The sequence below is a fragment of the Burkholderia sp. IMCC1007 genome (genome assembly GCF_027257875.1).
Classification (GTDB): Bacteria; Pseudomonadota; Gammaproteobacteria; order Burkholderiales; family Burkholderiaceae; genus Burkholderia.
The window spans coordinates 24,299-38,420 of record NZ_JAPVQY010000057.1; the positions used below are offsets into that span (position 1 = coordinate 24,299).

The following is a 14,122-nucleotide window of genomic DNA, read 5'->3' on the forward strand; positions in this document are numbered from 1 at the left end:
GGCCCGGCCGGTAAAGCCGCCCGGCTCCGAGCATGCCACGCGCGCGGTTCCCTCATGCAGCAGGGGAACCGATCGTCGCGGCGCGGCGCGACCGGCGCGAGCGCAGCGGATCGCCACCGCTGTCGCGCGGCACGTCAGAGAGCCGGCACGCCTTGCGCGAGCGTCGCGACGAACTTCGCGGTGCGCGGGTCGCGCGGCCGCCCGAACAGTTCGCGCGATGCACCGGCTTCGACCACGCGGCCATCCGCGAGAAACACCGCGTCCTGCGCAACCGATGCGGCCAGACGCAGATCGTGCGTGGCCATCAGCATCGTCGTGCCTTCGCGCGCGAGCTGGCGCAGCACCTCGACGACTTCGACGGACAGCTCGGGATCGAGCGCCGACGTCGGCTCGTCGCACAACAGCACCTGCGGCGACGGCGCGAGCGCACGCGCGATCGCGACGCGCTGCTGCTGCCCGCCCGACAATGTCGCGGGCCACGCGTCGGCCTTGGCCGCGATGCCGACCTTGTCGAGCAACGCGAGCGCGCGCTCGCGTGCCTGCTCGCGCGGCCAGCGCTGCACGGTCACGAGCCCTTCCATCACGTTCTGCACGACGCTCAGATGCGGGAACAGCTGAAAGTTCTGGAACACCATCCCGGTTTGCCGGCGCACGGCGAACACGGCATCGCGCGACGGCCGATGCCCGGCCGTGAACTCGATACGCGCGTCGCCGACCGTGAGCGCGCCCGTCTCCGGCACTTCGAGCAGGTTCACGCAGCGCAGCAGCGTGCTCTTGCCGCTGCCGGACGGCCCGATCAGCGCCGTCACGCTGCCCGGCTGCAATGCGAGGTCGATCGCGCTCAGCACGCGATGCGTGCCGAACGACTTGTCGATGCGTTCGAGACGAATCATCGCAACTCCGCATGGAACAGCGCGTGACGGCCGAAACGGAGTTCGAGGCGGCGTTGCAGCGTGGAGAGCACCGAGCTGAACAGCAGATAGATCAGTGCGGCTTCGGTGTAGAGGATCAGCGGCTCGTAGGTCACGGCCGCGATGCGCTGCGCGGCCTGGAAGATCTCCGGCACGGTCAGCACGGCCGCGAGCGACGTGTCCTTCACGAGCGAGATGAACGAATTCGACAACGCGGGCAGCGCGACGCGCGCGGCCTGCGGCAGGATCGCGCGGCGCAGTGCCTGCGCGCGCATCATCGCCATCGAATACGCGGCTTCCCACTGCCCCTTCGGGATCGATTCGATCACGCCGCGAATCACCTCGGCGTTGTACGCACCGACGTTCAGCGAGAAGCCGATCACGGCGGCGGTCAGCGGATCGAGCACGATGCCGACGTTCGGCAATCCGTAGAAGATCACGAACAACTGCACGAGCAGCGGCGAACCGCGGAACAGCCAGATGTAGAACCGTACGCCGGCCTGCGCCCAGCGCGGCCCGAACAGGCGCGCGAGCGCCGCGCCGAACGCGAGCAGCAGGCCGATCGCGAACGACGCGAGCGTGAGCGGAACCGTGAACACGAGCCCTGCAACGAGCAGGGGCCGCAGCGATTCCGCCATCAGGTGCAGCCAGGACGGCATCGTTCAGCCTCGGCTCACGGCTGCGACACGTCGCGGCCGAAATACTTCTGCGAGATCTTCGCGTAGGTGCCGTCGGCCTTGATGTCGGCGAGCGCCTTGTCGATCGCGGCCACCAGTGCCGGGCTGCCCTTGCGCAGCAGCACGCCGGACGCGTCGCCCGCGCCGGTCGTGTCCGTCGCCGCGATCTTCAGCTTCGCGTCGGGCTTGTGCTTGCGGAAATCGAGGTACGACAGCGAGTCGTTGATCGTCGCGTCGACGCGCCCCGAGATCAGCAGATCGATCGACTCGTTGAAGCCCTGCACCGGCACCACGTCCGCGCCATGCGCGGCCGCGAGCTTGCCGAAATTGCTCGTCAGCGTGTTCGCGGATTTCTTGCCCTTCAGGTCGTCGAACGTGCGGATCGACGTGTTGTCGGCGCGCACGATCAGCACCGCGTGCGACGTGATGTACGGCGTCGAGAAATCGTACTTCGCCTTGCGCGCATCGGTGATCGACACTTCGTTGACGACCGCGTCGTAGCGGTTCACGTCGAGGCCCGCGATCAGCCCGTCCCACTTGCCTTCGACGAATTCGGGCTTCACGCCGAGCCGCTGCGCGATCGCGGTCGCGATGTCGACGTCGAAGCCGGTCAGCTTGCCCGTCGCGTCGTGATACGTGAACGGCGCATACGTGCCTTCGGTGCCGACGCGGAACACGCCGGCCGACTTGATCTGCGAGAGGTCGTCGGCGGCGAGCACACTCGTGACCGCGACGGCCTGCAGCAACGCGACGACCAGGATGGAGCGGAGGATTTTCATGATGCGGACCCCGAATGATTGAAGGGAGTGATCCCGCCGGCGCACGTGCGCCGTTCGAGAGGTCCGCGAATTCTACCGACGCGGGCAAGCCCGGCAAAAACGCAAATCGGCTAACGATATGAGCCGATCGAATAACGCCCGCACGGGCCGTGAAGCCGGTGCGGGCGCGCATGTCGACACATTACGTGCGACTTACCACGGCAGCGAATAGGTCTTCGTATTCGTGAAGCTCTTCATCGCTTCCTGCACGCCTTCCTTGTAGCCGAGACCGGAATCCTTCACGCCGCCGAACGGCGTCAGTTCGAGCCGGTAGCCCGGCACCTCGCGCACGTTCACGCTGCCGACTTCGAGCTCGGTGATGAAGCGCGTGATGTTGTCGAAGCGGTTCGTGCAGACCGACGACGACAACGCATAGTCGGTGCTGTTCGACATGCGGATCGCCTCGTCGATGTCGCGAAAGCGCATGATCGGCGACACGGGCCCGAACGTCTCGTACTTCACGAGCGGCATGTCGGGCGTCACGCGATCGACGACGGTCGGCGAATACAGCGCGCCGTCGCGCACGTTGCCGACCAGCAGCCGCGCACCGCGCGAGATCGCGTCGCTCACCTGCTGCTCGCAGAACTTCGCGGCCGCTTCGTCGATCACCGTGCCCATGTCGACCGATGGATCGGCCGGATTGCCGTACGCCCACGCGCGGGTCTTCTCGACCACCAGCTCGGTGAAGCGATCGGCCACCGCCTCGTGCACGAGCATCCGCTTGATCGCGGTGCAGCGCTGCCCCGAGTTCTTGTACGAGCCCGACACGGCGAGCGTGCTCGCCTCGTCGAGATCGGCGTCCTCCATCACGATGATCGGATCATTGCCGCCGAGCTCGAGCACCGCGCGCCGGTAGCCCATCCGCGACGCGATCGACTTGCCGATCGACACGCCGCCGGTGAACGTGATCAGGTCGATCGCCGGATTGGTGATCAGCTCGTCCGCGATTTCCTTCGGGTCGCCGGTCAGCACCTGGAGCATCTGCGGCGGCAGGCCCGCTTCGTACAGGATGTCCGCGAACAGGTAGCACGACAGCGGCACCTTCTCCGACGGCTTCACGACGATCCGGTTGTTCGTCGCGACCGACGGCACCACCTTGTGCGCGACCTGGTTCATCGGATGGTTGAACGGCGTGATCGCGGAAATCACGCCGAGCAGCGGCTCGCGCTGCGTGTACACGCGGCGCTTCTTGCCGTGCGGCGTCAGATCGCACGAGAAGATCTGCCCGTCGTCCTTCAGCACTTCGCCCGCGCCGAACGTGAGCACGTCGGCCACGCGCCCCGCTTCATACGTCGAATCCTTGATGCACAACCCGGCTTCGGCCGTGATCAGCGCGGCGATCTCGGCGGTGCGCGCACGCACGATGTCGGCCGCGCGGCGCAGGATCGCCGCGCGCTCGTGACGCGTGAGCGACGGCCGGTACGCACCGGCGACCGCGAACGCGCGCCGCACGTCGTCGAGCGTCGCCTTCGGCACGGTGCCGACGAGCGAGCCGTCGTACGGGTTGCGTACCTCGATCACCGCGTCGCGGTGGATCCGTTCACCATCGATTCGCAGTGCTTCGCGATGAAGCTCGCGGACATCCGTCGATGCTGCAATGGCGTTCATGAGTGTCTCCTGGCGGATGCGTCCGCGTCACTGCAGATGGTTGAGCGCGATGTCGATGATGTCGAAGTTGCGCAGCCGCGCGCGCCCCGACACGTCGGTCGCGACCGGTTTGCTGAAGATCAGCGGCACGATCTGCTCGGAGATCCCGCCGTGCGAGCGCAGCGGCACGTCGAGGCCCGACAGGTCGTGCTTGATGCGGCGCGTGCCGAGCACGACGTCCTGCTTCGAGATCACGATCAGGTCGCCCATCCGCGCCGGCGGCAGCTCGAAGCGCGCGCAGCCTTCGGCGCCCGTCAGCACGACCTCGATGCCGTCCACCGCGGCAAGCCGCGCACGCAGCGCGTCGGTATCGGCGGAATCGGGCACGTAGACGGTCGCGAACGAGCCGAGCGCGCCGTGGTGCACGACGTACGGATCGGTGATCGGAAGGATCACGCGCGCCGCATCGTGGCCGAGCCACGCGTCGAACAGCTCCTGCAGGTAGATCACGTTCGGCTCGCCGGTCTCGCCGTCGTGCTTCGCGTTCATCCCGTGGTCGGCCGTGATCGCGACGATCGCGCCGAGCTCGTCGAGCCGCTTCAGGTACGTGTCCATCATCTGGTAGAACGCGTTCGCGCCGTCCGTGCCCGGTGCGCACTTGTGCTGCACGTAATCGGTGGTCGACAGGTACATCAGGTCGATCGGGCGCGTCTCGAGCAGACGCACGCCGGCCGCGAACACGAACTCCGACAACTCCGCGCTGTATACGCTCGGCACCGGCTTGCCGACCAGCTCGAGCACGTTGTCGATGCCGTTTTCCTCGAGGCTCGCTTCATCGGCCTTCTCCGACGAGAAGCAGATGCCCTTGAGCCCCTTGCCGAGCAGGCGCCGCAGCTTGTCCTTCGCGGTGACGACCGCGACGCGCGCGCCCTGTTCGGCGAAGGTCGCGAGCACGGTGGGCGCGACGAGATACTTCGGATCGTTCATCAGCACCTCGGCGCCGGTGTCGCGATCGTAGAAGTAGTTGCCGCTTATCCCGTGGACCGCCGGCGGCACGCCGGTAACAATCGACAGGTTGTTCGGGTTCGTGAAGCTCGGCACCACGCACTCGCCCTTGAGCGCCGTGCCCGGCTTCAGCAGCGTGCGCAGGAACGGCGCGACGCCGGCCTCGGCCGCCATCTCGAGATATTCATAGGCGCAGCCGTCGACGCAGACCACCACCACGGGGCGGCTCATCCAGTTGTAGCGGCGGCCGTTCACTTCCACGGATACAGGCGTTTCAGTCATGACGTTCAGTCCTTTCGGTTCGAAGGGGGTTGAGCTGTCGGCGCCCGCGCCGCGCCGAGGAGGTGTTTTCCATGCTTGACATTAAAATTGATGATTTGTAGATTGTCAACAACATGCAGAGAACAGAAAGCAAAACGCGGAAGCAAGAGGAAGCATAAAGAGGGCTGGTCTCCACTCATCCGCCGCGTGCCGCGGCGCCACAGTCAAGGGGTCTCAAGATGAACGAAGTGCCGGTACACAAGCGTTTGAATGGATGGGCGACGGGCGCGGCCCGTGTTGCTCTGGCCGCCGCAATCGCGCTCGGCGCGGCGCAGGCGGCGCACGCGAAGACGTCGCTGCTCGTCTACACCGCGCTGGAAGACGAGGCGATGAAGCCCTACAAGGACGCGTTCGAGAAGGCGAACCCCGACGTCGAGATCCGCTGGGTGCGCGACTCGACCGGCTCGGTCACCGCGAAGCTGCTCGCGGAGAAGAACAACCCGCGCGCGGACGTCATCCTCGGCCTCGCCGCATCGAGCCTCACGCTGCTCGACCTGCAGGGGATGCTGATGCCGTACGCGCCGAAGGGCTTCGACCAGCTCACGCGCAAGTACAGCGACGCGAACACGCCGCCGCACTGGGTCGGCATGGACGTGTGGGGCGCGACGATCTGCTACAACCGCGTCGCCGCGCAGGCGAAGAACATTCCGAAGCCGGCGTCGTGGGAGGACCTGACGAAGCCGGTCTACAAGGGCGCGATCGTGATGCCGAGCCCGGTGTCGTCGGGCACCGGCTATCTCGACGTCACGGCATGGCTGCAGACGTTCGGCGACGACAAAGGCTGGAAATTCATGGACGCGCTCGACAAGAACGTCGCGCAGTACGTGCACTCGGGCTCGAAGCCGTGCACGCTCGCCGGCACCGGCGAGTTCCCGATCGGTATCTCGTTCGAGTTCCGCGGCCACGAACTGCAGGCGCAGGGCGCGCCGATCGATCTCGTGTTCCCGAAGGAAGGGCTCGGCTGGGACATGGAAGGCACGGCGATCATGAAGACGACCAAGCAGCCGGACGCCGCGAAGAAGCTCGCCGACTTCATGGCGAGCAAGGAAGCGAACGAGATCACCGCGCGCTGGTGGGCGATCGTCGCGTACCCGGGGGTCGCGCGCAAGCTCTCGGGCATCCCCGACAACTATTCGGAACTGCTCGTGAAGAACGATTTCGTGTGGTCCGCGAAGAACCGCGCGTCGATCCTGGATACCTGGCAGAAGCGCTACGGGGCCAAGGCGCAGCAATGACCCGGCAGTAACGCCGCACCCGGCAGCGGGGCCGCGTCACGCGCCGCCCCGCATCTGTTCCCATCGTCGAATCCGGCCCGCTGGCGGGCCGCCCGCAGCGTGGAGGCGTGCATGGCACCCTATCTGAGCGTAGAACGCATCGAAAAGCGGTACAACGACACACAGGTTCTCACCGACATCAACCTGAGCGTGATGAAGGGCGAGATGATCTGCTTCCTCGGGCCGTCCGGCTGCGGGAAAACCACGCTGCTGCGGATCATCGCGGGGCTCGAGACGCAGAATGCCGGCCACATCATGCAGGACGGCCGCGACATCTCGCGGCTGCCGCCGCAACTGCGCGACTACGGGATCGTGTTCCAGTCGTATGCGCTGTTCCCGAACCTCACCGTCTACGACAACGTCGCGTACGGGCTCGTGAACCGCAAGATGAAGCGCGATGCGATCCACGAGCGCGTGCATACGCTGCTCGCGCTCGTCGGCCTGCCCGACAGCCATCGCAAGCATCCGGGCCAGTTGTCCGGCGGCCAGCAGCAGCGCATCGCACTGGCGCGCGCACTCGCCACGTCCCCCGGCCTGCTGCTGCTCGACGAACCGCTGTCGGCGCTCGACGCACGCGTGCGCGTGCGGCTGCGCCAGGAGATCCGCGCGCTGCAGCAGCGGCTCGGCGTGACGACGATCATGGTCACGCACGACCAGGAAGAAGCGCTGTCGATGGCCGACCGCATCGTCGTGATGAACCACGGCGTGATCGAGCAGATCGGCACGCCGCTCGAAATCTATCGGCAACCGGCGTCGCCGTTCGTCGCGGACTTCATCGGCCGCGTCAACACGATTCCCGCCGAAGTCGCGCAGGACGGCACGCTGCGCGCGGGCAGCGTCGGCTTCGATTGCCGGCATGGCGCCACCCGGCCGGCGCAGGGCGCGGCCGTGTCGGTCTACGTGCGGCCCGAGGATCTGCGCATCCGCATTCCCGGCGAGACGGCCGACAACGTGCTCGCCGGCCGCGTCGAAAAGCTCGAATTCCTCGGTGCGTTCTGCCGCGTGAGCTTCCGGATCGACGGGCTCGACGGCCAGGAGATCGTCGCCGACCTGTCGTATCACGACGTCGATCGCACCGGCGTGCAGGCCGGCGCGCGGGTCGACCTCGCACTCGATCGAGAGCATGTGTGCGTGTTTCCGAGCGCGAAGGAGCGACTTCAATGAGCACCGTCCTCACCGAACGCCGCCGCGGCGCGGCCGCTCCCGCCGACGTGCGGCAGATCACGCACTGGCACGACCGCGTCGCGCAGCTCGCGCTCGTCGCGATGGCCGCGCTGATGTCGCTGTTCCTGCTGCTGCCGCTCGCGCTCGTCGTGCAGAAATGCTTCGTCGATGCGGACGGCCGCTTCGTCGGCATGCACAACTTCGTCGAGTATCTCGAGGACAGCGGCGTGCTGCGCTCGATGCTGCATTCGCTGACGGTCGGCGCCCTCGTCACGATGATCGTCGTGCCGATGGCGTTCACGTTCGCGTATGCGCTGACGCGCTCGTGCATGCCGCTGAAGAACGCCGCGCGCACGATCGCACTGCTGCCGCTGCTCGCGCCGACGCTGCTGTCGGCCGTGTCGTTCATCTACTGGTTCGGCAATTCGGGGCTGCTCAAGCCGCTGCTGCACGGCCACTCGATCTACGGGCTGCCGGGGATCGTGTTGAGTATGGTGTACGCATCGTTTCCGCACGTGCTGATGATCCTCGTGACCGCGCTGTCGCTCGCGGACGGCCGGCTCTATGAAGCCGCCGACGCGATGGGCACCAGCCGCACGCGCAAGTTCTTCACGATCACGCTGCCCGGCGCGAAGTACGGGCTGATCAGCGCGACGATGGTCGCGTTCACGATGTGCATCAACGACTTCGGCGTGCCAGTGGTGATCGGCGGTTCGTACAACGTACTGTCGACCGACATCTACAAGCTGATCATCGGGCTGCAGGACTTCAACCGCAGCGCGGTCGTGAGCCTGATGCTGCTGTGCCCGGCGCTCGTCGCGTTCGGCGTCGACTACTTCATCCGCCGCCGCCAGCAGTCGCAGCTCGGCGCGCGCTCGACGCCGTACCAGCCGAAGCCGTCGCGCGGCTTCGATGCAGCGATGCTCGCGTACTGCGCGCTGGTGTGCGCGTTCTTCATCGCGGTGGTCGGCATCTCGGTGTTCGCGTCGTTCGTGAAGTTCTGGCCGTACCAGATGAGCGTCGGGCTGCAGCACTACGAGATGGGGCTGATCGGCGCCGGCATCTTCGACGCGTACAAGAACAGCCTGCGAATGGCCGCGACGGTTGCGCTCGGCGGCACGATCGTCGTGTTCGGCGGCGCCTACCTGATCGAGAAGACTCGCGGTGCGCGCTGGCTGCGCGGCTTCATCAGCCTGTGCGCGATCCTGCCGATGGGCGTGCCCGGCCTCGTGCTCGGCATCAGCTACATCTTCCTGTTCAACGCGCCCGGCAATCCGCTGAACGGGCTGTACGGCACGCTGTGGCTGCTCGCGATCGTCACCGTCGTTCACTACTACGCGTCGAGCCACCTCACTGCGGTGACCGCGCTCAGGCAGATCGACAGCGAGTTCGAGGCCGTATCCGCGTCGCTGAAGGTGCCGTTCTACAAGACCTTCGTGCGCGTGACCGTGCCCGTGTGCCTGCCCGCGATCCTGCTGATCGCGCGCTACCTGTTCGTCAACGGGATGACGACGGTCTCCGCCGTCGCGTTCCTGTACTCGCCGGACACGCAGCCCGCATCGGTCGCGATCCTGAACCTCGACGACGCGGGCCAGATGGGCCCGGCTGCCGCGATGGCCACGCTCGTGCTCGCGACCTCGTCGTTCGCGTGCGTGCTGTTCGCATGCATCTCGCACCGTCTGTTGCGCCGCACGCAGGCCTGGCGCAATCCGCATCGCCGTTGATCCTTTCGCCGCATTCACGTGACGTTCCGACTTCACCAAGGAGACACCATGACGCTCGCCACCCAGCCCATCCTGCTGACCCCCGGCCCCCTGACGACCTCGGACCGCACGCGCGACGCGATGCTGCGCGACTGGGGCTCGTGGGACAGCGACTTCAACGCGATCACCGCGCGGCTGCGCGAACGGCTGCTGCAGATCGTGCACGGCGAAGGCACGCACGAATGCGTGCCGCTGCAAGGCAGCGGCACGTTCTCGGTCGAGGCTGCGATCGGCACGCTCGTGCCGCGCGACGGCCACGTGCTGGTGCCGAACAACGGCGCGTATTGCCAGCGCCTCGCGAAGATCTGCCGCGTGCTCGGCCGCCAGCTCACGACGATCGACTACAGCGAGGACCGCCGCGTCGATCCGGCCGACGTCGAGCATGCGCTCGCCACCGATCGGACCATCACGCACGTCGCGCTCGTGCACTGCGAAACCGGCGCGGGCGTGCTGAACCCGCTGCACGACGTCGCGAAGGTCGTCGAGAAGCACGGCCGCGGGTTGATCGTCGACGCGATGAGCTCGTTCGGCGCGATCGACATCGACGCGCGCACGACGCCGTTCGACGCGGTGATCGCCGCATCCGGCAAATGCCTCGAAGGCGTGCCGGGGCTCGGCTTCGTGATCGCGAAGCGCACCGCGCTCGAGCGCTGCGAAGGCAACAGCCACTCGCTCGCGATGGACCTGTACGACCAGTGGGTCTACATGCAGCGCACGACGCAGTGGCGCTTCACGCCGCCGACGCACGTGGTCGCGGCGCTCGACGCGGCCGTCGCGCAATACGTCGACGAAGGCGGACTCGCCGCGCGCGGCGGCCGCTACCAGCGCAATTGCCGTGCGCTGATCGACGGGATGCGCGCGCTCGGCTTCCGGCCGTTCCTCGATCCGGCGATCCAGGCGCCGATCATCGTCACGTTCCATGCGCCGGACGATCCGAACTACGACTTCAAGCGCTTTTATCAGGAGGTCAAAAAGCGCGGCTACATTCTGTATCCGGGCAAGCTGACCGAAGTCGACACGTTCCGCGTCGGCTGCATCGGCCACTTCGGCGAAGCCGGCATTCCGGGCGCGGTGGCTGCGATCGCCGATACGCTGAACGCGATGGGCGTGCGCCGCGTGTCGGCCGAAGCCGCCGCCTGAACGCGCTGTCCCGGGCCGCACGGCCGCGCACGGCTTCCCGCCGCGCGTCGCCGTGCGGCGGTTTCGTTTTCGTTTTCTCCCGCCGTGCGCGGCACGGCGGACCGACCTCTACGGGCACGACATCCGATGCGACCCTTCTGGATCGAACAGGCACTGTTCAACGACGGCGATCTCGCACCCGCGCTGCAGGGCGCGACGCAGGCCGACGTCTGTATCGTCGGCGGCGGCTTCACCGGGCTCTGGACCGCGATCCAGGCGAAGCAGCAGAACCCGGCGCTCGACATCGCGATCATCGAGGCCGACCTGTGCGGCGCCGGTGCGAGCGGGCGCAACGGCGGGTGCCTGCTCACGTGGTCCGCGAAATTTCTGACGCTGCGGCGCCTGTTCGGCGAAGCCGAGGCGATCCGGCTCGTGAAGGCGTCGGAAGCAGCCGTGCAGCACATCGCCGACTTCTGCCGTACGCACGGCATCGATGCCGAACTGCGGCTCGACGGCACACTGTACACCGCGACGTCACGCGCGCAGGTCGGCACGCTCGCGCCGGTGCTCGACGCGCTCGCCGCGTGCGGGATCCACAGTTACGAGCCGCTGCCGCCCGCCGAAGTCGCGCGCCGCTCGGGCTCCGCGCGCAATCTCGACGGCGTGTACTCGCCGATCGCCGCGACCGTGCATCCGGGCAAGCTCGTGCGCGGACTGCGGCGCGTCGCGCTCGCGATGGGGATCCGGATCTACGAGCGCTCGCCGCTCGTCGACTTCACGTCAGGGCAGCCGGCCGTCGTGCGCACGCCGTCCGGCAGCGTGCGCGCGGGCAAGCTGGTATTCGCGATCAATGCGTGGATGGCGAGCCGCTTCCCGCAGTTCGAACGCACGATCGCGGTGGTGTCGAGCGACATGGTCATCACCGAGAAATGCCCGGAGCTGCTCGAGAAGACCGGGCTCGTGGACGGCGTGTCGGTGCTCGATTCGCGGATCTTCGTGTACTACTACCGCACGACGGCCGACGGGCGGCTGATGCTCGGCAAGGGCGGCAACACGTTCTCGTGGCGCAGCCGCATCGCGCCGGTGTTCGACCGGCGCTCGCCGTACGAGGCGCAGCTCACGCGCAGCCTGCGCGAATTCTTCCCGTCGCTCGCGGGCGTGCCGGTGACCGCGAGCTGGAACGGGCCGTCGGACCGCTCGGTGACGGGCTTCCCGTTCTTCGGCCGCCTCGACGATGCGCCGAACGTGTTCTACGGCTTCGGCTATTCGGGTAACGGCGTCGGGCCGACGTACATGGGCGGACAGATTTTGTCGTCGCTGGTGCTCGGCCTCGACAACGCGTGGACGCGCAGCCCGATCGTGCGCGGCCCGCTCGGCCATTTCCCGCCGGAGCCGATCCGCTATGTCGGCGCGCACGTCGTGCGCAATGCGATTCGGCGCAAGGAGCGTGCGGAGGACGAGAGCCGGCAGCCGGCGATGGTCGACACGTGGCTCGCGAAGTTTGCGAGTGCGGCGGGGAAGGCCGATAAGGCTTGAGTGGCGGGGGCAATGCGGTGCGGAGCAAGAAGGCCAGCGGCTCGCCGGCCCCATCACGTCGCCAGCGTCTATCGAACCCACACCTCGAGCGGGCAACAAGTGAAGGAATCCCGCCAATAGAACAAGTCCGATCCCGGGCGCCGCGCTTGCTCAGAAACGGTAAATACCCCATGAAAACAACCACGCATCAATAAGACATGTCCCGTCGAAAATAAAAGTTATAAGACAGCGCACCGCACTACACGTTTTATTTTTGTCATTCCATTATCTCGATTTTGCTTTCCAAATCAGCATGATAGGATTTAAGTTATTCGACAAATTGGATTCCGCCTTTACTTTTCATGCACTCGTCAACAATCATTGAAATCCTGATTAGCGACTCCCGATCCGTCTCACGAGGGTCACAGTTCGGACACGCTGCCATTGCAGTCGATGGAATCGTATATGGTAGAGCGCACCCGGGATGGGACGTGGACAACATCCTGAGCTACCTACATCGTCAGCAGACTAAGATGCAACGCGACACGATCGGCTATCTCCTCCATACACTCAAGGATGAGAAAAAGATCATCCTTTCCGAGATAAAAAGACGGCGACACGAAGACAAGCCATACTCTCTCGTCGACAATAATTGCTCATCGAATATCGCTGAAGTACTTGGCAAGGCGGGAATTCTGGCTTACGACCCAAGATGGCAACTCCCGGGTATCATAGCCCCCGCAGATTTGATGACCGGTCTGCGTCATTCGAAGCGCCTGATTGGAATCCGACGATATCCGAAGAAATGACACGCCTCCTGCTATTGGCCATACTCGCTGTGATGATCACTGCGTGCTCGAAATACAAGGACGAGGAATGGACGGCGCTTCAAGACATGCCTGCGTTTGCTGAACCAAACGACGACAGGACCAAGCCGATCTTTACGATCAGGAAAGGCGAGTCTTGTGTTCCCCTGACGGATCGTGTTGCCAAAATCTACGCATACACGCAAGTGGACTGCAGATCCGGTACGGGCTGGGTTCTGGATGATGCCTTTGATAGACGACACGGCAAATAATCACCTGCTGGCGATCATTGCGCTTGGCTCTGGCCACGTCGATTTCGACCGAGGCTACGCTCGCCCGGCGTAACAAGCGCGTGCGCGTAGCCGCACGATGTGCGACGACACGCACCGCAACCCCTCACGCGCGAGCCTTCTCCCGCGCCGCCTTGCCCGTCGCGGGCAGCCCCTGTTCGTGCGTGCGGCGCATCCGCGCGAGACCGTGCGCGACGTGCTCGCGCACGAGCGCTACCGCCTTCTCCTCGTCGCCACCGGCGAGCGCCTGCACGATCTTGTCGTGCTCGGCCGCCGACACCGCGATCGCATCCTCCTCGGCTTCGATCGCCGCCTGGCGCAGCAGCCCGAGCTGACGCACGAGGCGGCGATAGGTATCGGTGAGGTGCGTATTGCCGACGCCGACCACCATCGCATCGTGGAACTGCACGTTCAGCTCGGTATAGCGCGTGACGTCATGCGTCTTCGCGGCATCCTTCATCGACTGGATGATGCCCTTCAGCACCTTCAGCGTCTCGGGCGAAATGCGCTTCGCGAGCGCGCGCGCGACCGATTCGTCGAGCATCGCGCGCACTTCGTAGATCTCCTCGGCTTCGCGCAGCGGCACGACGCGCACCGTCACGCCGCGGTTCTTCTCGTTGCGCAGCAGCCCGGCCTGCTCGAGCGCGCGAAATGCCTCGCGCACGGGGCCGCGCGACACGTTCAGCTTGGTCGCGATATCGACTTCGTTGAGTTTCTCGCCGGGGGCGTATTCGCCGGACACGATCGCGCGCTCGAGCATGTCCTGGACAATCATCGCGAGCGACTGGCTTTGCAGGAGTTCGATGGCGTTGAGCGCGTTCGGGGCAGTCATGGTCGGCAGGCAGCAAAGCTGCGAATGAAAACGAGGGCGC

Annotated in this window: 13 protein-coding genes; 7 read left to right on the top strand and 6 right to left on the bottom strand. The window is 66.0% G+C overall.

The genetic code is table 11. The annotated features are described in order from the left end of the window. Nucleotides 1-134: 134 nt before the first annotated feature. From O1Q03_RS32450 to phnA, 5 genes are all read right to left on the bottom strand, one after another. Entirely contained in the window at nucleotides 135-893 is a 759-nt protein-coding gene (locus O1Q03_RS32450; RefSeq protein WP_269508704.1) for an amino acid ABC transporter ATP-binding protein, read from the bottom strand. Continuing rightward, entirely contained in the window at nucleotides 890-1,570 is a 681-nt protein-coding gene (locus O1Q03_RS32455; RefSeq protein WP_269508706.1) for an amino acid ABC transporter permease, read from the bottom strand. Before O1Q03_RS32455 ends, O1Q03_RS32450 begins: the two co-directional genes overlap by 4 nt. Before the next feature lie 14 nt (nucleotides 1,571-1,584). Further along, nucleotides 1,585-2,367: an amino acid ABC transporter substrate-binding protein gene (locus tag O1Q03_RS32460; RefSeq protein ID WP_269508709.1), complete on the bottom strand. Its 783-nt coding sequence runs from the start codon at nucleotides 2,365-2,367 to the stop codon at nucleotides 1,585-1,587. A gap of 192 nt (nucleotides 2,368-2,559) precedes the next feature. Then, the gene (gene phnY / locus O1Q03_RS32465; RefSeq protein ID WP_269508711.1) at nucleotides 2,560-4,014 is read right to left on the bottom strand and encodes a phosphonoacetaldehyde dehydrogenase; all 1,455 of its coding nucleotides are present in this window, start codon (nucleotides 4,012-4,014) and stop codon (nucleotides 2,560-2,562) included. A gap of 27 nt (nucleotides 4,015-4,041) precedes the next feature. Beyond that, complete coding sequence (gene phnA / locus O1Q03_RS32470; RefSeq protein WP_269508713.1) at nucleotides 4,042-5,280, bottom strand: phosphonoacetate hydrolase; 1,239 nt, start codon at nucleotides 5,278-5,280, stop codon at nucleotides 4,042-4,044. Nucleotides 5,281-5,498: 218 nt separating this feature from the next. On the opposite strand from phnA, the gene O1Q03_RS32475 reads away from it, so the two are divergent. The 7 genes from O1Q03_RS32475 to O1Q03_RS32505 all read left to right on the top strand — a co-directional run bounded on the left by O1Q03_RS32475 (nucleotide 5,499) and on the right by O1Q03_RS32505 (nucleotide 13,232). Further along, nucleotides 5,499-6,554, top strand: coding sequence for a putative 2-aminoethylphosphonate ABC transporter substrate-binding protein (locus O1Q03_RS32475; RefSeq protein WP_269508716.1), 1,056 nt, complete (start codon nucleotides 5,499-5,501; stop codon nucleotides 6,552-6,554). Between the two features lie 111 nt (nucleotides 6,555-6,665). Next, complete coding sequence (locus tag O1Q03_RS32480) at nucleotides 6,666-7,757, top strand: putative 2-aminoethylphosphonate ABC transporter ATP-binding protein (protein WP_269508718.1); 1,092 nt, start codon at nucleotides 6,666-6,668, stop codon at nucleotides 7,755-7,757. Further along, nucleotides 7,754-9,481, top strand: coding sequence for a putative 2-aminoethylphosphonate ABC transporter permease subunit (locus tag O1Q03_RS32485; RefSeq protein WP_269508720.1), 1,728 nt, complete (start codon nucleotides 7,754-7,756; stop codon nucleotides 9,479-9,481). The genes O1Q03_RS32480 and O1Q03_RS32485 overlap by 4 nt, the downstream gene beginning before the upstream one ends. A 48-nt stretch (nucleotides 9,482-9,529) precedes the next feature. Then, the gene (locus O1Q03_RS32490; RefSeq protein WP_269508722.1) at nucleotides 9,530-10,660 is read left to right on the top strand and encodes a 2-aminoethylphosphonate--pyruvate transaminase; all 1,131 of its coding nucleotides are present in this window, start codon (nucleotides 9,530-9,532) and stop codon (nucleotides 10,658-10,660) included. A gap of 126 nt (nucleotides 10,661-10,786) precedes the next feature. Beyond that, nucleotides 10,787-12,175, top strand: coding sequence for an FAD-dependent oxidoreductase (locus tag O1Q03_RS32495; RefSeq protein WP_269508725.1), 1,389 nt, complete (start codon nucleotides 10,787-10,789; stop codon nucleotides 12,173-12,175). 470 nt (nucleotides 12,176-12,645) lie between these two features. Beyond that, nucleotides 12,646-12,963: a hypothetical protein gene (locus tag O1Q03_RS32500; protein ID WP_269508728.1), complete on the top strand. Its 318-nt coding sequence runs from the start codon at nucleotides 12,646-12,648 to the stop codon at nucleotides 12,961-12,963. Then, the gene (locus O1Q03_RS32505) at nucleotides 12,960-13,232 is read left to right on the top strand and encodes a hypothetical protein (protein WP_269508730.1); all 273 of its coding nucleotides are present in this window, start codon (nucleotides 12,960-12,962) and stop codon (nucleotides 13,230-13,232) included. The genes O1Q03_RS32500 and O1Q03_RS32505 overlap by 4 nt, the downstream gene beginning before the upstream one ends. A gap of 124 nt (nucleotides 13,233-13,356) precedes the next feature. Here O1Q03_RS32505 and O1Q03_RS32510 read toward each other — a convergent pair whose 3' ends face one another. After that, nucleotides 13,357-14,082, bottom strand: coding sequence for a phosphonate utilization associated transcriptional regulator (locus O1Q03_RS32510; protein WP_269508732.1), 726 nt, complete (start codon nucleotides 14,080-14,082; stop codon nucleotides 13,357-13,359). Between the last annotated feature and the right edge of the window lie 40 nt (nucleotides 14,083-14,122).